This is a genomic window from Microbacterium sp. NC79 (assembly GCF_019061125.1).
In the GTDB taxonomy this organism is placed as follows: Bacteria; Actinomycetota; Actinomycetes; order Actinomycetales; family Microbacteriaceae; genus Microbacterium.
Genome location: NZ_JAHQYI010000001.1, coordinates 1,013,145 through 1,032,650, shown reverse-complemented (window position 1 = coordinate 1,032,650; position 19,506 = coordinate 1,013,145). Strand labels below are relative to the sequence as shown.

Genomic DNA, 19,506 nt, shown 5'->3' with positions numbered 1-19,506 from the left:
TCGGCGCGCTCAGTTCGCTTCCGCGAACTCCATCAGCAACATGCCACGGCGGTCGAAAAGCACGGCACCAATCAAAAGGCCGAGCCCGAACACGAGCGCGCCGAGGCCAAGACCGACCCACATCGCCGTGTTCGCCTTATCGATGTCGCCGGTCAGCGCCTCGAATGCCAGCATGATGCTCGGGATGCTGGCAGCAATTGTTCCGAGCAGCACCAGCGCCTGCGAGCCGACACCCGAGCCCGCACGCTGGGGCTGTTGGAAGGGGCTGTCACCCGGTCGCGAAACACCGTAAGGAGCAATGACACTTGAGATCGACGACAGGCCGAGCCCCGCGAGGAAAAGGTTGGCGGAGACGCCGACGAGAGCGGGCGCAAACGCCCAGCGCCCGTACGATGCGATCGCCAACGGAATCGCGATGGCCAGAATCGGCACCGCAACCACGATGATCGGTACGAGCCGCCCTGAGCGGTCGGCAATTCCTCGCACGCCGGAAACGACGTGCATCCACACCGCCGTCGAGTCGTAGGCGACATCGTTGTGTGGAATCCACCCGAAGAACAGCGCCATGATCGGCACCGGAAGAAGCAAGACAACGCCAAGCGGAACACCGGCGATCAGCAAAGGCAACGATGCCGCAATGGCGGCGATCGGAACCACAACAAGGTTGGCGACGTAACGTCGGTCGCGGAACCAGTAGACCATGCTGCGTGCGGCGATAGCCCCGGCAGCGGTGCGGGGAAAGACGGAGAACCAGCCCATGCCAGCGCGTTCGCGCACGCTCGAAGGCTTATCAACGGTGTGCATGACGGCACTGACAGCCACATCCCACACGTACGCGCATACGACGAGCGTTGCGACGGCAATCAGGATGTACCAGAGTGTCAGCGGATGCCCGGAGGCCACCGCAAATGGCACCGCCCAGACGGCTCCGAACGGGGTCACACTGGCGATGTCAGCGACCTGCGCGAATGCCGGCGGCACACCGTGGCCCCATTCCAGCGATGCCAGGAAGATCGCGACCGGAACCACGAGAATCAGGGCGACAACGACGAACGTGCGCGTCACCTCACGTGAACGATGCGCACGCCACAGAGTGCCAAGCAACATGCTGGTGCGGGCCATGAAGAGAAAGGTCACCACTCCGGCGATCGTGAAGATAATCGCGACCGCGCCAGGCGCACCAGCAGCCATCGCGTTGCCTGCGACGACGACGGCAAGAGCAATCAGAATAGCGATCGGAATGCTGATCACGGACGCCAGCATCGTGGACCACGCAACAGCACCTGCAGAAGAACCGAAGACCGCAAACTTGCGGGGGTCGAGCTGATCTTCAATTCCGCCCATTGCAGGCGCCAATGATGCGGCCCCCAGCAGGACGCTTCCGCCCACGACGATGAGTGCAGAAGAAAGGGCCTCGCCGCGCACGGCGAGCAACCCAACGATTGCCGCGCCCGCGAGCACAAGCATCGCGATCGTCACCAGCACGAGCCGCATGAGCTCGCGGCGGGAACCACGTAGCCCTCCGAAGAGGAGCGCAAGCCTCAGGCGGAGTACGTGTGCAACCACTCCAGGCCCTCCGCATCGCTCACGCCGCCTGACAACTCGACGAAGCGCTGCTCCAGCGTGACACCGCCACGCACGTCTTCAATGGTTCCCTCAGCCAACACCTGACCGGCAACAATCACCGCAAGACGCGAGCAGACGCGTTCCACCAGGTCCATGCCATGGCTCGACAGGATCACCGTGCCGCCGTTGTTGACGTACGCCGTCAAAATGTCCAGGATGACAGCCGATGAGACCGGGTCGACGGATTCAAAAGGCTCATCAAGAATCAGCAAGCGCGGGCTATGAATCAATGCGCCCGCCATCATGACCTTCTTCGTCATGCCAGCCGAGTAGTCAGAGACCACGCGGCCAAGTGCTTCTGTCAGGTCAAAAGCACGGGCGAGGTCGGCGACGCGTTGATCGATCGTACGGCTCGGGAGTCCACGGAGCGCGCCGAAATACGACAGCAATTGTTTGCCGGTGAGGCGGTCAAATGTGCGGAGGCGGTCAGGAAGGACGCCAATGAGTCGACGTGCTGCCCGCGGGTCGCGGCGCGCGTCGATCCCGTCCACCGTGATGGCGCCATCGTCAGCCTTCAAGAGTCCGGCGATCATCGACAGGGTGGTCGTCTTACCGGCACCGTTCGGGCCCACAATGCCGTAAAACGTGCCAGCGGGGACGGTGAGGTCGATTGCATCGACAACGCGCTGTCCTCCGAACGACTTCGTGAGAGACGACACCTGCAGCGCAATCTTTTCAGGCTGCTTCGGCACTGTCGCCACAGCGTCGGCTACCGGAACCATCACCGCCGCCTGCTGGGACTGCTCGGCCTCTGCAGGCACGTCTGTTTCCGCGACGCCTTCTGTCGTCTGTTCACTGACGATCACCGGCAGCGAATCGTCACCGGATGACACTTCGTGGGTCGCAGCGGCATCGTCGGGTGCAGGAACGTCTTCGGCCGCAGGAACCTCATCGACGGTGGCATCGTCTTCAGCCGTCGGAGCTGCGGCGACGTCATCGGCGTTGGGGGCCTCGTCTACGACGGGGAGTTCGACGGGAGCGTCGACGCCCCCGAGCGTCAGGTCAGGGCTGTGGTCGATCGCAGGCACGGTCACAAGGTCGGCGGCTACCTGCGCGTTCTGTGCAGCGGTCGCGAGGCGTTCCGGCGCAGTTGGTGCCACTGTGGGGGTCGATGCCTTCTGCCCGGCAGTCTTCGCTCGGGTCTTCGTCGTGCGCTTAGCTGCGGTGCTACCCGCAGGCTTCTTTGTAGCGCCGGTCGCAGGCTTCTTTGTAGCGCCGGTCGCAGGCTTCTTGGTAGCGCCGGTCGCCGGCTTCTTCGCAGCCGCCGCGGGCTTTTTCGCACCGGCGGCAGGCTTCGCTGTACTCGCGGCAGACTTCTTCGCTGTAGCGGCAGGCTTTTTCACTGCCGGCTTCTTCGTGAGCGATGGCGAATCGGCCGGCTTCTCAGTCGTTGGTTTATGCGGCGGCACGCTGGCGTCCCCGTGGCTCATCGTCTTCCCCCTGCCCTTGGGTGAGCCGCTGTCCCGAGCGCGGCCGTACCCGTACCAACCTACCAAGGAGGCGGAGAGAGTTCGAGCGCAACCCCCCGGAATTCCGCGCTCCCAGCGGACGCTCAGGTGTTACGGTTCCACAACGTCAACGGCAATTTTCAGGTTTGTTTACCGAGGCTTCGCTAATCTGTAACAGGCACGAAGGTGTGTCGAGCCGGAAATCTCCGGCAAGTACATCCTCACCAAGGAGCATTCGCAGTGACTCTTCAAACCGTTATCCTCGCAGCAGGCATGGGCTCGCGCCTCGGGCGTTCCCTTCCGAAGCCGCTGACCGAGCTCAACGACGGCCGCAGCATCATGCAGCAGCAGCACGACAATATTCGTGCCGCCTTTGGTAGCGACGCACACATCACGACCGTCGTCGGCTACCGCGCCGAAACCATCGTCGAAGCTTTCCCCCACGTTTCCTACGTTCACAACGAGCGTTACGACCAGACCAACACTTCGAAGAGCCTGCTGCGTGCACTTGCCGCAACCGGCAAGTCGGGCGTGCTGTGGATGAACGGCGACGTCGTCTTTGACCCCCGCGTGCTTGGCCGCGCCATCGCACTCATCGAAGCTGAGCGTTCGTTCGTGACCGTCAACACCGCCAAGGTGAGCGACGAAGAGGTCAAGTACACCGTCACAGCCGAGGGCTACATCAACGAGCTGTCCAAGGTTGTTGTGGGCGGTATCGGCGAAGCTGTCGGTATCAACTACGTCTCGGCTGCTGACAAGAAGGCATTCATGCGCCAGTTGCAGCGCGTCGATGACCAGGACTACTTTGAGCGCGGCCTTGAGCTCGCAATTGCCGAAGATGGCATCCGCATTCAGCCGCTCGACATCTCCGACCTGTACGCGGTTGAGGTTGACTTTGCCGAAGACCTGGAACGCGCGAACCTTTACGTTTGATCGTCGATCGGCCCGCTACTAGTGGCTGATCGCGTTCACAAGATCCACTCGTTGCCTTCAGACGCGCCCTGGCATGGCGGTCTGCCTCCCGTGGGTTCCGACGAGCATCCGCTTCCTGTGCGCATGCTCGACAAAGTGCTGTTTCTGCAGCGACCCGTCGTGCTCGCGCACCTGCGCAGCATTCGGTTGCGCTATCCGGCGGCCAGCGCCGCCGAGATCGCGACGATCCTGGAGCGCCGCTACCTGGCCGCGGTGACAAGTGGCGGTGCGGCCGTTGGCGCGACGGCAGTGGTTCCGGTGATCGGAACCGGGGTGACGCTCGCGCTGTCGGGTGCAGAAACGCTGGGGTTCCTGGAGTCGACGACGCTGTACGCGCAGTCAATCGCAGAGCTCCACGACATTCCGGTGACTGATCCGGAGCGTGCCCGCGCGCTCGTGCTGACGCTCATCCTCGGCTCAGAAGGAACCGCGCTCCTCAAGCAATTGTCCAAGCAGGCAGGAGGCGGCGGAGCATCTCGTGGTGAATTTTGGGGCGAGCTGCTCACAAAGTCACTCCCCCAGGCTGCCATTGGCCCGACGGTCGATCGTCTAAAGTCGGCGTTCCTGCACCGTCTGGCCACGCACGGAAGTGCGTCCATTGTCGGTAAAGCGTTGCCTTTTGGTATTGGTGCCGCGGTTGGCGCCGGTGGCAACTTTGTTCTCGGACGCCGGGTCATCACCGGCGCACGCAAGGCCTTCGGCGTTCCCCCTTCGACAATCCCCGATGCCCTCACGCCGCGCCCCGGCGCACGGAAAATCGAAAGCCACGCGTCGGCGATCGTCGTGCGCACCGCACAATCTGCCGCGCGCGTTGCCAGCGCTGTGACTGGATCCGCGCAATCCACCGCGCAACGCGTGCGTTCTCGAGTCGGGCGCAAGAAGGTCGAAACGAGTGAGGCTACGCACGCTTCAACAGACGTACAGGACGACGCCTCCGCTGATCGCTAGTCGTCGTCTTCTGCGGCTTCCGGGTCGTCTTCCGACTCGTCTTCTTCCGACGCCCGCAGATGCTCATCATGGCATTCCTGCCACGTCTGCATGAGTTCCTCGATCGCGCCGTGGAAGGCTGCCGTCGCCGCTCCGGGGCTCGTGTCTCCGAAGTAGTGGGTGACCCAGAGTCCGAGGCGTGCGGTTGAAGTCGGGTCGTTCAGTACCCGATCAACCTCGGCGACGATGTCTGGTGCACTATCGACGGTTAGCCACTCGCAATCGGACAGATAGCCCGATTCGTCGATCGCTGCCTTTTCATCGCGCGGACGGGTGACAAACAACGGCCGCCCGGCAGCGAGACGGTCATAAACCATCGCTGAAATGTCGACGATCGCGACATCTGCGGCCGCCAGCTGCCAGCCGAGTTCTGGCTTATTGTCGTACACGTGCTTGGCCGTCGGGTCAGCCGCATTTGCGGCCGCGATCGCCGCGATGATGCGCTTATTCGCCTCACCGTACGCCGGATAAACCACGCCGGAGCGCGGATGCGGACGGTAAATCACACGGTGTTCGCCGGTTGCGAGAAGCGCGTTGACGATCTTCTCGCCGTGCGAGTGGACGGAACCGTAGTGTGCAGCCGGGCGGTCGCCCTCCCACGTCGGCGCGTAGAGCACGACCTTACGGTGATCCGGCGTATACGGCAGGGTTCCGGAGTAGTGATCGGCCTGCGGGCGCCCGATCTCACGCGTGCGGCCGTCGAGGTCGTAGTTCCACAGCACGCGGCTCAGGCGTTCGCGAGCGGCCTGGCCCGCGATAAACGCGTAGTCGTACGCCTTGTACTGGTTCGTGGTCATGTACATCTTGTCGGACTCGCCGTGGTTGATGAACACGTGCCAGCGACGCCCATAACGGAACATCTGAAAGTTGCGAGTGTTTTGGTTGACGTACAGCACGATCTTGAGATCTTGCGATGCGACAAAACGCTCAAGGTCTTTCACGGTCGGCACGAAGACAACCGGGAGCGCGTCGTCAGCGAGAAGTTCACGGGCGCCTGTCGCGGTGCGTGAGAGAACGACAACGGGGTGCGTCTTTGCGAGCTCTTGGAGCGGCTTGTACCACTGCCGCATTTGGTACATGTTGACGGCACCGTCGGCGAAATACACGCCAATGCGATAGTGCTTGGGTTCCGGCTTGGGACGCGCCGCGAGCGTGCGTCGCACGCTCTGTACCGCCTGGCGGGATGTGAGCGCTTTACGCAGCAGGGCAGTTGCTTTTTTCGCGTCAGAAACAATACTCACCCCTCTAGAATACCGAGGCCGCCCAGGTTCAACATGGCATGATCGAGTGGTGCAGTCTGATGACACCCCCGCCCACGACCCGAAACTCGCGCCCGAGCGTGGTGTCACTTTTGTCATGCCCGTCCTGAACGAGGCGGACTACCTCGAAAACGCCGTGATATCAGCGCTTGAGCAGGATGTTGATGGTCCGACGGAGCTCATCCTGGCACTCGGGCCATCGAGCGACGGAACCAACGAGATCGCGAGAAAGATAGCGGATCGTGATGCGCGGGTGCAGTTGGTGAACAACCCGGAGGCGGATATCCCGAAAGGGCTGAACGCCGCCATTCGAGCGTCCATGTACCCGACGATCGTGCGGGTTGATGCGCACTCCGAACTTGCCCCCGGCTACACCAAGCGCGCCGTTGAAACCCTCGCCCGCACGGGCGCTGCCAATGTTGGCGGCATCATGCATGCCGAGGGCCGCAAGCCCTTCCAGCGTGCAGTGGCGCGCGCCTACAACTCCCCCCTCGGCTTGGGCGGCGGCGCCTATCACAGCGGCGGCCCCGAGGGTGAGGCAGAATCCGCGTACCTTGGCGTCATGAGGCGTGAGGCGATCGAGCGCGTCGGACTCTTCGATGAGTCAATTCGCCGTGGTGAAGACTGGGAGCTGAACCTGCGCCTCCGGCAGGCGGGCTACACGGTGTGGTTTGATCCGCAACTGTCCGTCACCTATTGGCCGCGCGAAAGCTGGACGCGCCTTGCCCGACAGTTCTTCGCCACCGGCACGTGGCGTGCCGAACTTGTGCGCCGTTTTGGCCGCCGCAATTCGATCCGTTTCTTTGCCCCGCCCGCACTTCTCCTGTTGCTCTTCGTTGCGGCAATTGTCGGCGCTCTTCAGCTGACCGGCGTGCTGAGCGGAGTCATCTCGCTCATCGCTTCACTCGTCTATCTGCCACTCGCGCTATACGCCGTGCTCATCATCGGGATGGCGCTCACGACAAAGGGTGGCGGCAGCACGCTGGCAGACAAACTGTGGACCATGGCTGTCGTGCCCACGATGCACGTGTCCTGGGGCGCGGGTTTCCTTGCCGGCACGATTCGAGGTGCAGGCGAAACCGTCGACACCTCACGCTTGGACGGCAGAAACACCCCGTTGCCGTAACCCGCAGGGTGCGGGAGAGGCGCGGGCTGTTATGACGCGTCGAGCCAGTTCTGATCAATCAGGCGCGCCACCACGCGTTCAGCTGCCCGACCGTCGTCGCGACTGTTGAAGCGGTGCTGCCACGCGGTGTATCGCTGCCCGAACAGCTCCGCACGTTGCGGATTAGCGAGCGCCATATGCAGGTCCGCCTGGTTCGATACGACCGGCCCGGGAGCATGCGCAATCAGGTCGAAGTAGAAACCTCGCAACGCCCCGCGGTAGTGCTCAATATCGGGCACCAGGAACGACATTGGCTTACCCGTCACGGAGAAATCGAACATCACGGATGAGTAGTCCGTGATGAGTTCGTCGGCGGCGAGAATCAGCCGCGAGGTATCAGGGAACGACGTCACGTCGATCACGCGCGGGCCCTCGGTATCGCGCCCAGGCAGGAGCGTACGCGAGTGACCGCGCACCAGCACCACCGCGTCGGCCGCGCGGGCAAGTTCGTTGAGATCGAGAAAATCGACCATTTCGGTGCGGTCATCACGCCATGTCGGCGCATACAACAGCACCCGCTCGCCAGGAGCGATCCCGAGCGTGGTGCGAACAGCGTGTGCATCGCCAGAGATAAGCACGTCATTGCGAGGATAGCCCTCTGTCCACAGCGCGCCACGGAACCGGTACGCCGCTTTCAAAATTCGGGAAGCGTACGCGTTCTGGGCGAGCAGTCCGTCCCAGCGACGCGATTCACGAATCACCGCCACCATACGGCGCGGGTCGAATCCTGGCCGGTGCAACGCGAGACGCTTGAGCGGTGTGCCGTGCCACGTCTGCAACACCTTCTGGCCAGGGCGACGCGCGAACGCGCGACGCAGCCAGTCGTTAACGATGAGCAGACGCGATGCACCACGTGCCCGCCACCACTCCGGTGAGCCTTCGACAACGGCGATAGCGCCGTCAGGCACATCGACCGACCGGTCAACAACACTCCAATAGCGCGTGACTTCCGGCAGTCGGTTGGCGATCTCGCGATCGAGCGCGAGCGGGTTACAGCTGGCGTTTCGGCCGTAGAAACTCTCGAAGAACACGGCGTTTTCGAGGGGCTCGCCCGCCGCCGTATACCGACGCTCGAGTGCGCCCTGCCCCTCAGGCGACTGGTACACCGGGTCGATCGGTGCCGAAATCGTGACGATGCCCTCGGCAACGCGCACTCGCATGCCATCCATTGCCGTGTCGGTCAGCGTAAGACCGGCAAGGTCAGCGTCGGTTGTGATGCGGTACTCCCCCGTAGGAAGCGGAAGAACGGAACCACCCCAGCGAGACTGCGTCAACGCGAATACCAGCTCCGTGGTTCCGGAGTCACTCGCCGAGGCCGCCTGTACCCGCGCACGCGCGCCCACCAGCTCAGCATGCGCGTGCGGCGTCGGGATGCCGGAAATAACGAGACTCGTATCGCGAACGAGAATCGAGGTCATAACGTGCCTTTCCGGGGCGAGAGCGTCAATCGCCGTTGAATCTCACGGTACACACGTTGCGTGTTGTTTCCGTCGCGGAAGTCATGAACACGCGCAGAAAGTTTTGCGGCACGTTCGCGCCGCACCGCAAGAGTGTCGGGGTCGGAGAGGAGCTCATCGATCTGCGCGGTGGCCGCACTCCACGTTGTGGCGTAGTCGTCGCCTGCGACATCGCGATAGGAACCATAGAAGCCGCGGGTGCGCGCGTAGGCCTCAACGTCGGGCGCGAGAAAGACAACGGCCGAGGGGGTGAGCCCAACGTCGAAGAGCATCGACGAGTAGTCGGTGATGAGTGCCGTCACTGCCGGCAGCGCGGGTGTGACGTCGCGGAGCACGTCAGAGCCCAGCATGTGAACACGTTCCGAGGCAACATCTGGCGGGAGCGCGTAACGCCCGGCCCCAAGCGGATGCGAGCGGACCAAGAGCACGGCATCATGGCGCTCAAGCACAGCCACGATCTCACGCCAGTCAGCGGCAGTCGGAATCGCGACGTCATCGGTGCCGTCTCGCCAGGTCGGCGCATAGAGCAACACCGTGGCCGGAAGCTCACCCACACGTTCGTGAAGAATGCCGCGAGCGCGCTCGGCACGAGTGACGGCGTCATCGGCGCTGAGCGGGTCAACTCGGGGTTCACCTGTCACGATGACGCGCTCATCCACAAGCCCGAATGCGGATTCGAGACGGCCACGAATGAGATGGGAGGCCGCCGGGATTACGGAGATTTGCGACGTGGTGCCACGGTAGAGCCTGGCCATCAGTGCGCGCAACAGTCTCGAACCGCTACCGAAGGGAAGTTTGACTGTTTCGGGTGAGTCCAGCCCGATGCGCTTAAGCGGGATGCCATGCCAGAGCTGCACGATGAATGCGCCGCCGTTGGCATACCTGTTCACATCGCCGAGGCCGTGTGTCACGACCAGCACGCGGGCACGCGCGGTGAGCCAGAAACCACGCCACGAGTTTTTCCGAGCGGTGGGAATGCCACGCGCTTTGGCGTCGTCCGCATCCCGGTTGCTGTCGACAAGCCAGACGGCGTCGACGTTATCCTCCTTGGCCCGGTTCCACAGCGCGAGGGCGCCATCGCCGATGCCTGCACCGCATCCGAAGACCCACCGCTGCCCACGCGGGATCGCGAGCGTCGCTACCCGCCCGAGCGCATATAGCGGAATCCGCAGGAGCTTGGCGACGTTTCCTGCGCCAAACGAGAATGGTGCCACCCCGCGAGCCTATCGCGGGGTGGCACCAGGTTCCGTGTCGTTACTTCAGCGAACCCAAGGTCACGTCAACTTCAAAGGTTTGACCGTCTCGCATGTAGGTCAGCGTGGTGTCGGATCCTGCGGCCAACGCACGCACCTGCGCGGTGAGGTCGGTTGAGCTGCTGATGCGCGCCTCACCGAGCTTTGTCACGACGTCGCCCTCGCGTAGACCCGCCTTATCCGCCGCACCATCAGGCACGATTTCGGCAATGTATGCGCCCGACGTGGTGGCATCCTGCATCGACGAGGCGCTTGTCACGCTCGCGCCCAACAGTCCGTGGCTGGCCTCGCCGTTCTCAATCAGCTCGTTAGCGATGCGTTGCGCAATGTTCGACGGAATCGCGAAGCCCAATCCGATGCTGCCAGCGCTGTTTGAGGTTCCGCCCGCCGTCGCGATGGCGACGTTGATGCCGATGAGATCACCCTCACCGTTGACCAATGCGCCACCGGAGTTTCCTGGGTTGATAGCGGCATCAGTTTGGATCACGGCGATCGAGATGGATTCTTTCGGCGTGGAACCCTGCTGCCCTGGGACATCAAACGTGAAGGGTCCGCCCTGTGAGCCGTTGTTGTCGTTCGAGTCGCCCGAGTCCGGAGTCGAGGGAGCCGCAGACGAGGCAACGCTAATGGAACGGTTGAGGGTGCTGACGATCCCCTCCGTCACGGAGTTGGCAAGGCCGAGCGGAGCACCGAGCGCGACGGTGACATCACCGACGTTGAGTTTGTCGGAATCTCCCCATGTAATGACGGGAAGACCGCTGGCATCCTTCAGCTTGATGACCGCAAGGTCATAGATGGGGTCGGTGCCGACCACTTCTGCCTGATAGATGGTTCCGTCGCTCAGTGTGACCCGCACGTCAGCAGCGCCCGTCGCGCCGTCCAACGTCACCACGTGCGTGTTCGTGAGGACGTAGCCGTCTTCTGAGATGATCACGCCCGAGCCGGATCCGGCTGCCTGATCAGTGCCGACATTAATCGTGACGACACTGGGCAATGCCTCGGCAGCGATCGCCGTCGTCTGCGTGACGGATCCGGGGTTGTTGACCGTAATGGTTCCGTTTTCGCTTGACGTCACCGGGCGTGCGCCATCGTCGATATACGTGTTGTACGCCCACGAACCGCCGAAGCCGGCGCCAGCGGCGATGAGCGCGGTTGCCGTGATGAGGCCGATCGTCGCACCAGCGCGCCGACGAGGCTTCTTTTCGGGTTGCGGTGCGACTGGCTCGCCGAAAGGCGAGGACTGCGGCGGAAGCGGAGCGCCAGGCGGCAGCGATCCGCCGAAGGCTGAGCCAGCGTATGGCGGGGCCGCGTTGGCCGCGACGCCGAAAGCGGAACCAGGATTGCCAGCAGGAGCGTGCGGGGCCGAGGCACTCGGCTGGTGTGCCGTCGCCGATGCCTGTGGCGTCGCCGATGCCTGTGGCGTCCAGCCTGCGCCCAACGGCGTGGTCGGCTGATTGTCGCCACGGAATGCGTCTGCGACGTCACGCGACAATGGCGTGGTCGGCATGTCAGTGGGTGGCGTCACCGGCGGCGCTGGGCGCGGCGGAATGGCGGGGGTAGCGGCCGGCTGATCCTGATTGTTCATATCGCTCATGATGTTGCTCCTTCTGCAAGCTCCTTCAGATTGCCGGTCGAGTCTGTGTTTTTCCTATGTCAGCGCATGGATGCGGCTATGACTTAGTCTGACCACATGACTACTGTTCCAGGCTCGTGGCGTCGTGCTGTTGCAGGAGCGGGACTCCTCGCCTCCGACGGAACCATTGCTGAAACGATCTTCGCAGAGATGTCGGCCCTCGCGGCCCGTACCGGAGCGATCAATCTTGGTCAGGGATTTCCCGACACCGACGGACCTGCCGAGGTTTTGGATGCGGCGCGCGCCGCGATTTCTGAGGGTGTGAACCAATACCCACCCGGGCGTGGGTTCGCCGATCTTCGTCTGGCAATTGCCGAGCATCAGCAGCGTTTCTATCAGCTGACGGTTGATCCGGAGACGGAGGTGCTGGTGACTGCGGGGGCAACAGAGGCGCTTGCGGCGGTTCTCCTTGGCTTGGTGGATGGGCCAGACGATGAGGTCGTCGTCTTTGAGCCGTATTACGACTCCTACGCCGCATGCGTCGCGCTGTCTGGCGCAACGCTGCGTACGGTTCCGCTTGTCTGGCCGTCATTCCAACCTGATCTTGACGCGTTGCGGGCAGCCGTCACCGATCGCACGCGTCTCATTCTGGTCAACAATCCGCACAACCCGACAGGCGCGGTGTTCTCCACCGAAGTATTGACCGAGATTGTGCGCCTCGCGCACCAGCACGATGCCCTCATCGTGACGGATGAGGTGTACGAGCACCTGACGTTTGACGTGCCGCATGTTCCGGTCGCGACACTGGCCGGTGCCGCTGAGCGCACCCTCACGATTTCGTCAGCAGGGAAAACCTTCAACACGACGGGGTGGAAGGTGGGCTGGGTGTCCGGCCCCGCACACCTCGTCGATGCCGTGCTGGCGGTCAAGCAGTTTCTGACCTACTCGGGCAGTGCACCATTTCAGCCGGCGATTGCCACCGGCCTCCGACTCGGCGACAACTTTTATGCCAACATTCGTGCCGCGATGAAACGTCAGCGCGACATTCTGGTTGCGGGCCTTCACGACGCCGGATTCGAGGTGTCGGTGCCCGCCGGGTCATACTTCACGGTTGCAGATGCAGCCCCGCTCGGGTTCGATGATGCCACCGTATTCTGTCGAGAACTCCCCCATCTTGTCGGAGTTGTCGCGGTTCCGGTCACCGCCTTCACAACCGAAACCAACCGTTCACAGTACGCTTCACTCGTACGCTTCGCAGCGTGCAAGAAGCCGGAGGTCATCAGCGAAGCAGCCACCAGATTGGCGACGCTGGCACGGCGGTAGGACGGCGCGCGCATCGCGCACAAGGGGACGGGCGCGGGGGCGCACGAAAGGGGACGATATGCTCAACCACCGGTTTTGGAGCATGTGGCGCTGGCTACCGTGGGTATTACCCGCGGTCTTCATCGGAGGCAGGGTTCTACTCGGCGGTGGGTGGGAAGTCTTCTTCCTCGTGCTCTACTCGCCGCTCATCGTCGGCCTCGGCGGCTTCCTGGCATGGTTGCCGCGATTCATCCTCAGAAACAAGCAATACACAACCGCGCCGACGCTGTTTGTCGTGGTGCTCACCGCGCACTGGGTCGGCATGGTCTGGTACCTACTCTCGATGCGCGCTGTGGGCGACAGCGGGTCGCAACCGTCGATCGTGAGCGCGATGGTGCGGTTCATGACGGCACAACAGGAGTCCTTGTTCCACGCGTTCGCCCTGCTGTTTGTCGCGCTCACCCTCCTTGTCGCGTTCACCATGGCGATTCTCGTGCGGAATGCGGACGACCCCCCTCTCACCATGCGTCGCGCTGGTGCAGGCTGGTGGGTGTTGGCTGCGTTTATCGTCACCCCGCTGGTAATTTTCGGCTCCGCCAGCGCGACCGATGCGATCAAGCTGCGCGGTGAGCCGGATGCCGGCGGCAACCAACAGGCAGATGGGGTCGAGCTCACCGCTCAAATCTTGCCACCAACCGATGCCAGCAATGACCCGGTCATTCGCCTCCAGGCGCGCAGCCCGCTGTTCTGGAGCGAGGGAACCGCGGTGACGTGGGAACATATTGATCCAGACGATTACGGCATCCCCAATTTCCGCTACGACCAGTGGCCCAAGCTGCGGCCCAGGCCATGACAGCGTCAGCACGGGTCAGCGTCAACGCCCGGTTCTGGAGCGCCTGGAGCACGCTCGCGTGGCTCGTTCCCAGCGTCGTGCTGATCGGCAGGCTGGCCCTCGGCGGCGGCTGGGAAGTCCTCATCCTCTGGGTCTGGTCGCCAGCGATCGTCGTGGTGTTCGGACTGCTCGGCTGGCTCCCCCGTGTCATTCTTAAAAAGCGAGGTTTCACCGCCGCGCCCACCTCCACCATGGTCGTGATGACGGCACACTGGGCCAGTGTCGCGTGCGCGTTCTTCGCGATGCCACCCGCCATAAACGCACACGCTCCCTCATTCATACGCAAAGCCCTGCCTTTTGTGACGGAAACGTGGGATCGCTGGATCTTCACTTTCTCGGTGCTCGCTGTCGTTGGCACCGCCGTTCTCAGCCTCCTGCTCGCAATCTTCGTGGTTCCGACACCAGCGAACGTCGGCAACAATGCCCGACGCCACACGGGGTGGTGGCTGCCTGTGGCATGTCTCGCGACGCCCCTCCTGATTTTTGGCGCCGCAGGCATCACCGAACTCGGCAAGCTCTACGGGCCGACAGATGCAGCAGGCAGCAGTCGGGCGGATGTTCGCGGACTCACCGAAACCGAAGTACGCCAGCTTCATCAACAACGATGGCAAGAGCTTCAAGAGAAGCTGGTGCCGCTCCGCGAGTGCATTGCCGAAGACGGATGGTCACCGGCTGGATCACGCACTCCTTCCAGCAATCCCGCTCTTGCCGACGATTACCGTCTCGACGTCGCTTGGCACGTTGCGGTGCCAATTGATGACCCTTCGGCGACAACCGAAGCGTTGTATGACCATTTAGCGGCGAGCGGTTGGATTGTGGACGGCGAGATTCCGCCGCCCCGCAGCGTGACAGCGCGCTCCGGTCTCGGTGGCGAAGTCCGGGTATCGGTCACGGCATCCGTTGAAGACCCAACCATCGTGACCATCACGATCAGCGCGGAAAGCCCGAGCTATTGGGCTGAAGACCCGGTGGTCACATGGCAGCCCATCAACTCCGGCGGCACGAGCACGGAGACATTCCGCTTTGATGAGTGGCCGTCGCTCATCCCCGCTGACTGATACTGTGCGCGAATGGGTGGCTAGCGCGGAACCACGCGGTAGCGTCGTGCGCTGAGCGACGGGTTGCGCTCGCGTACGGAGTTGATCAGCTCGGCACTGACGTACGCGACGGCGACGCGGCGCTCGGCGCCAATCGCCGCGATCTCGACGCCGGCAGGGTCGACAATCATGGAGTTGCCCACACCGAGCGGCGGCATGTGGTCGGCTGCGGCCATGTATACGGTGTTCTCGATGGCCCTGGCGTGGATGAGCGTGCGCCAGTGGTGCTCCTTAAGCGGGCCGCGCACCCATTCCGCAGGCACCAGCACGACCTGTGCGCCAGCGTCAACGATGGTGCGCGTGATTTCGGGGAAACGTAGGTCATAACAGGTCTGCATGCCAAACGTCACGCCGTCAACGGTGAAGGTCTGGGGCGCTTCAATCTTACCGGGTGCGACCCAGTCCGACTCTTTCTGCCCAAACGCGTCGTAGAGGTGTTGCTTGCGATAGGTGGCGAGGACGCCTGCAGGGCCGACAGCGACGGCGGTGTTATAGACCCGCTCCCCCGGTGCAGTCTCCAAAAGTCCAACGACGATCGTGATGCCCAGGCGAGAGGCGAGGGCTTTCACGCCTGAAATGAACGGGCCGTCAAGCGTTTGCGCGTGCGTCACAAGGGAATCATCGAACGGATTCGAAAAATAGCTCGTGTATTCCGGAAAGAGGATGACCCGCGCACCCCGATGAGCTGCCTTTGTCGCCAGCTCCTGGACGGCTGGCAGGTTATCGCCTGCGATCGGGGAAAACTGCGCGACGGCAATTCCAACGGCATCATCCGACATGGCGTTTCCATCCTGTCTGGCGGCGGCGATATGGGGTCTGATCACCCTACCGGACGCCCCTAAAGCGGCCCCGTGGTCTTTGCGACCTCAAACCCGTGATAAGCTATTTCATGTGCCGCGGGGTGGAGCAGCTCGGTAGCTCGCTGGGCTCATAACCCAGAGGTCGTAGGTTCAAATCCTGCCCCCGCAACAAGAAAAAGGCTCCTGATCAGTGAAAACTGATCAGGAGCCTTTTGCATTTCCCTGGCAGCACCCACCCACTCAACCAGGTTCGCAGGTGCAGGCCGTTGTCTTCCTCGAGGACGTCATGGCCGTGGTCCAGGACGTCCTTGTCAACACCCCACACGACGGCGGCCATTCACGAGTCGATGCAGTTCTGCACGAGCCATTCCTGTTATGCACGGGCCACAGGCTCGATCGGCGTGAAAACACGGCGTGTCGAGGCCAAGACCCATTTTGATCGTGCAGAACTGAGAAAGCCCATGTCTAACGGAGGCCGCACGCATCTCCAGCAGCGCGACGAGGCCACGCGCATCACCGCCAGCGCGACTGAGGGGCCACTGGCAGGGCGTGCGGGCACGTAGAGACGACTGTGGGCGGACACCAGGAGGTGCCCGCCCACAATTGCTCAGACTTACTGGGCTTCGAGCGCGAGGAGCTTCTCGATCGCCTCGGTCAGCTTCTTGTCTGCCTCAGCGTAAGCGACCATGTCGCCAGCCTCGAGCGCAGCCTGCTTTGCAGCCAGCGCGTCAGACGCGGCCTTCAGGAGCGCGTCCTTATCGGCTGCCGGCTCGTCCGTTGCGCCAGGGTCAGGCGTTGCGCTCGGGTCAGGAGTGCTCCCTGTCTGGTCATCAGGATCGGTACCCGGATCAGTCGGCGGGGTTGTCGGGTCGATAGGCGTCACGTCACCGTCACCGGTTTCCGCACCAGATTCGCCACCGAACAGGTCATCAAGCGCCGCCGCGAGGGTGTCCTCGAACGCCACCTCATCACCGAACGCCACCAGCACCTTGCGCAGCACCGGCAGCTTCGTGCTTCCCGAGGACTGCACGTACACCGGCTGCACATACAGCAGACCGCCACCGACGGGCAGGGTCAGCAGGTTACCGCTGAGCACTTGCGAGTTACCCTGCTTCAACAGGTTCAACGCCGACGAAATCGCCTGGTTAGAGTCAAACGAGTTCTGCACCTGACCGGGGCCAGGAACCGTGGTGTCGGAGTTAATTTCCAGCAGGCGCAACTTGCCGTAGCCGTCCGCTGGCTTCCCCGCCTCAAAACCGGCATCGGAATCAACCGCGAGGTACCCCATCATCACCGAGCGCGAGTTCTGGCTCGAAGCCGATGGAATAAACGTGGTGAACATCGAGTAGCTTGCCTCGTCCTGACCGGGCATCTTCATGGTCAGGTAGTAAGGCGACTGCAGAACCTGATCCTTCTGCGGATCATTCGGCGTCTTCCAGACGTTGTCACCGCGGTAGAACGACGCTGCCGACTCAACGTGGTAGACACCGAGCATCGAGCGCTGCACCTTGAACAGGTCGGTCGGGTAACGCACGTGGCTCATCAGCTCGCCACTCATCTCGCTCATCGGCTTGATGGTTCCGGGGTACACGTTCTGCCAGGTCTTCAGCACCGGGTCTTCGTCATCCCATGCGTACAGGGTGACGGAACCGTCGTAAGCGTCAACCGTGGCCTTCACCGAGTTGCGGATGTAGTTGATGTTGTCGATCGCGAAACGCTGTTGGTCGCTTGACGAGTCCTGAATCGCACGCGACAGGCTGACGTGGCTCGAGTACGGGTAGCTCGCGCTCGTCGTATAGGCGTCAACGATCCAGACGATGCGGCCGTCCACGACCGAGGGGTACGGATCCGAGTCCACCGTCAGGTACGGTGCGACAGCAGCCACGCGTTGTGCGGGGTCACGGTTGTACAGAATCTGCGAGTCTTCGTTCACGTAGTCGGAGAACAGAATCTGCTCCGACTGGAACTTCATCGCGTAGATCAGCTTCGTGAAGAAGTTGCCGATCTTCGGTCCGCCGTCACCGGTGAACGTCGTCTTCGTCTCGGTCTCGCCTTCCTTGCCACCACGCGGATAGTCAATTTCGACGGGCTCAGTTCCTTTCGGAGCGCCGACGATCGAGTACAGCGGCGACTGCTCACCGAAGTACACGCGCGGCTCGAACTTCTCGTCAGAGAGGAAGCCCTGCGCGGGGATACCGCGCTCCAAGAACACCGGGTTGCCATCAGCCGTGCGCTTGTTACCCGCAGCGGCCACGATTCCGTATCCGTGGGTGTACACAATCGACGTGTTCTGCCAGTCAGTCTGGCCCAGCGCGCCGGTGTTGAGTTCACGCACCGACACCACAACGTCCTGGCTTTCACCATCGATGTCGTAGCGGTCGACGTCCATCGTCTCGGCGAACTGGTAGTAGCCGCGATACTGTTCGATCTGCTTCACGGTCGGGCTAATAATCGCCGGGTCCATGATGCGGATCGACGCGGTGGTCTCCACGTCAGCGCGCAGCTGACCTGCGCTCGCTTCGGTCTCCGCCTTGAAGTCGGTGACTTCCAGGTCGTCGATACCGTACGCCTTCTGCGTCATATCGATGTTGTGCTGGTAGTACTCCTCTTCCAGCGCCAACTGGTTCGGCTTTACCTGCACGGTGTCGACGAACCACGGGTAGCCCATACCGAGCACGAGTGAGGTGACGAGTAGCAGTGCGGTACCGATCAGCGGGTAACGCCAGCGGCCAACAATGGCGGTCACGATAAACAGCACGGCAACAACGGCAGCGACGACCGACAGGATCGTGAGTCCGGGAATCACGGCATTAGCGCCGGTGAAGCCAGGGCCGGTGATGCGGTCGCCCGCACGGCTCTCGATCAGCGTCGCGTAGCGGTCAAGCCACAGGCTGACCGCTTGCAGCGCCAGGTAAAGGCCGGCGATGATGGCCAGCTGAATGCGTGCAGCCTTCGAGATGCGCAGTTCGCCGTTGCCGACACGAACGGAACCATACAGGTACGACACAAAGGCGGTGACAAGAAGGCAGACGATCACGACGGCGGATGCGAAGGCGACAAGGCCGCGCCAGAACGGCAACGCGAACATGTAGAACGACAGATCCATGCCGAACTGCGGGTCAACCGCACCAGCGTCAACGCTCGAGAAGAACAGCCACACGGTCTCCCACGTGGTGGCGGCGCTGAGGCCTGCGAAGAGACCGAAGAAGATCGGAATACCCCACATCGCGAGACGACGTAGCGGCTCGATGACCTCCTGATATCGATCCAGCTGCGAGCTCAGCCGCGCGTAGACCGGTCGTAACCGGTACGAAAGATTAATGGCAACCGCGACCGGTACTGCCATGGCGATGAAGCCAACAACAAACATGATCGCGCGGGCAATCCACTGGGTGGTCAGCACGGACGCGAATCCGAGCTGGTCGAACCAGAGGTAGTCGGCGAACAGGTTGGAGAAGAGGAAGAAGCCCGCTACCAGGGCCGCGATGACGATGAGCGAAATGACAAGCACTCGTCGGGCGGGGCTGGGCGCGGTCGGATTCGGCGCTGAGGTCGTGGTCACCGTTTCATCCTACGGAACCTCGCCTGAGCATGTGCTCGGTAGGCGTCCGCTCTCAGCGCACTCCCGGCAGTACAGGGCCTCCGGGCGATCAGAACGACGTGGACGATCGCCCG

At 62.7% G+C, this 19,506-nt stretch carries 14 protein-coding genes and 1 tRNA gene; 7 read left to right on the top strand and 8 right to left on the bottom strand.

From position 1 onward, the window contains the following. Window positions 1-9: 9 nt before the first annotated feature. A complete protein-coding gene (locus KTJ77_RS04525) occupies window positions 10-1,566 on the bottom strand; it encodes a hypothetical protein (RefSeq protein ID WP_217337291.1) in 1,557 nt (518 codons plus the stop codon). After that, window positions 1,542-2,969 carry an ATP-binding cassette domain-containing protein gene (locus tag KTJ77_RS04520; RefSeq protein ID WP_367948829.1) on the bottom strand — a complete coding sequence of 476 codons (1,428 nt, stop codon included), beginning with the start codon at window positions 2,967-2,969 and terminating at the stop codon, window positions 1,542-1,544. Before KTJ77_RS04520 ends, KTJ77_RS04525 begins: the two co-directional genes overlap by 25 nt. Before the next feature lie 345 nt (window positions 2,970-3,314). Here KTJ77_RS04520 and KTJ77_RS04515 point away from each other — a divergent pair, with 345 nt between their 5' ends. Continuing rightward, complete coding sequence (locus tag KTJ77_RS04515) at window positions 3,315-4,007, top strand: phosphocholine cytidylyltransferase family protein (RefSeq protein WP_217337289.1); 693 nt, start codon at window positions 3,315-3,317, stop codon at window positions 4,005-4,007. 21 nt (window positions 4,008-4,028) lie between these two features. Further along, entirely contained in the window at window positions 4,029-4,994 is a 966-nt protein-coding gene (locus KTJ77_RS04510) for a hypothetical protein (RefSeq protein ID WP_217337288.1), read from the top strand. Here the strand turns inward: KTJ77_RS04510 and KTJ77_RS04505 are convergent. Further along, complete coding sequence (locus tag KTJ77_RS04505) at window positions 4,991-6,274, bottom strand: CDP-glycerol glycerophosphotransferase family protein (protein ID WP_217337287.1); 1,284 nt, start codon at window positions 6,272-6,274, stop codon at window positions 4,991-4,993. The two genes, KTJ77_RS04510 and KTJ77_RS04505, sit on opposite strands and share 4 nt — an antisense overlap. Window positions 6,275-6,389: 115 nt before the next feature. Between KTJ77_RS04505 and KTJ77_RS04500 the strand changes: the two genes are divergently transcribed. Further along, a complete protein-coding gene (locus KTJ77_RS04500) occupies window positions 6,390-7,418 on the top strand; it encodes a glycosyltransferase family 2 protein (RefSeq protein WP_217338333.1) in 1,029 nt (342 codons plus the stop codon). A 29-nt stretch (window positions 7,419-7,447) separates the two neighbouring features. On the opposite strand, the gene KTJ77_RS04495 is transcribed toward KTJ77_RS04500, so the two are convergent. Genes KTJ77_RS04495 through KTJ77_RS04485 form a run of 3 tightly spaced genes read right to left on the bottom strand, consistent with a single transcriptional unit; the run spans window position 7,448 to window position 11,761 of the window. Beyond that, window positions 7,448-8,875, bottom strand: a complete 1,428-nt coding sequence (locus KTJ77_RS04495; RefSeq protein ID WP_217337286.1) for a CDP-glycerol glycerophosphotransferase family protein — start codon at window positions 8,873-8,875, stop codon at window positions 7,448-7,450. Beyond that, entirely contained in the window at window positions 8,872-10,128 is a 1,257-nt protein-coding gene (locus KTJ77_RS04490) for a CDP-glycerol glycerophosphotransferase family protein (RefSeq protein WP_217337285.1), read from the bottom strand. The genes KTJ77_RS04495 and KTJ77_RS04490 overlap by 4 nt, the downstream gene beginning before the upstream one ends. Window positions 10,129-10,168: 40 nt before the next feature. After that, window positions 10,169-11,761 carry a S1C family serine protease gene (locus tag KTJ77_RS04485; protein ID WP_217337284.1) on the bottom strand — a complete coding sequence of 531 codons (1,593 nt, stop codon included), beginning with the start codon at window positions 11,759-11,761 and terminating at the stop codon, window positions 10,169-10,171. Between the two features lie 96 nt (window positions 11,762-11,857). Between KTJ77_RS04485 and KTJ77_RS04480 the strand changes: the two genes are divergently transcribed. The 3 genes from KTJ77_RS04480 to KTJ77_RS04470 are packed head-to-tail and all read left to right on the top strand — an operon-like array spanning window position 11,858 to window position 14,992. Beyond that, entirely contained in the window at window positions 11,858-13,063 is a 1,206-nt protein-coding gene (locus KTJ77_RS04480) for a pyridoxal phosphate-dependent aminotransferase (RefSeq protein WP_217337283.1), read from the top strand. A 58-nt stretch (window positions 13,064-13,121) separates the two neighbouring features. Continuing rightward, window positions 13,122-13,895 carry a hypothetical protein gene (locus KTJ77_RS04475; RefSeq protein ID WP_217337282.1) on the top strand — a complete coding sequence of 258 codons (774 nt, stop codon included), beginning with the start codon at window positions 13,122-13,124 and terminating at the stop codon, window positions 13,893-13,895. Further along, a complete protein-coding gene (locus KTJ77_RS04470; protein ID WP_217337281.1) occupies window positions 13,892-14,992 on the top strand; it encodes a hypothetical protein in 1,101 nt (366 codons plus the stop codon). The genes KTJ77_RS04475 and KTJ77_RS04470 overlap by 4 nt, the downstream gene beginning before the upstream one ends. A 20-nt stretch (window positions 14,993-15,012) precedes the next feature. On the opposite strand, the gene KTJ77_RS04465 is transcribed toward KTJ77_RS04470, so the two are convergent. Further along, window positions 15,013-15,810, bottom strand: a complete 798-nt coding sequence (locus tag KTJ77_RS04465; RefSeq protein ID WP_217337280.1) for a carbon-nitrogen hydrolase family protein — start codon at window positions 15,808-15,810, stop codon at window positions 15,013-15,015. Between the two features lie 116 nt (window positions 15,811-15,926). On the opposite strand from KTJ77_RS04465, the gene KTJ77_RS04460 reads away from it, so the two are divergent. After that, window positions 15,927-16,000: transfer RNA gene (locus KTJ77_RS04460), tRNA-Met, on the top strand. A gap of 444 nt (window positions 16,001-16,444) precedes the next feature. On the opposite strand, the gene KTJ77_RS04455 is transcribed toward KTJ77_RS04460, so the two are convergent. Further along, window positions 16,445-19,393, bottom strand: a complete 2,949-nt coding sequence (locus tag KTJ77_RS04455; protein WP_217337279.1) for a UPF0182 family protein — start codon at window positions 19,391-19,393, stop codon at window positions 16,445-16,447. Window positions 19,394-19,506: the final 113 nt, after the last annotated feature.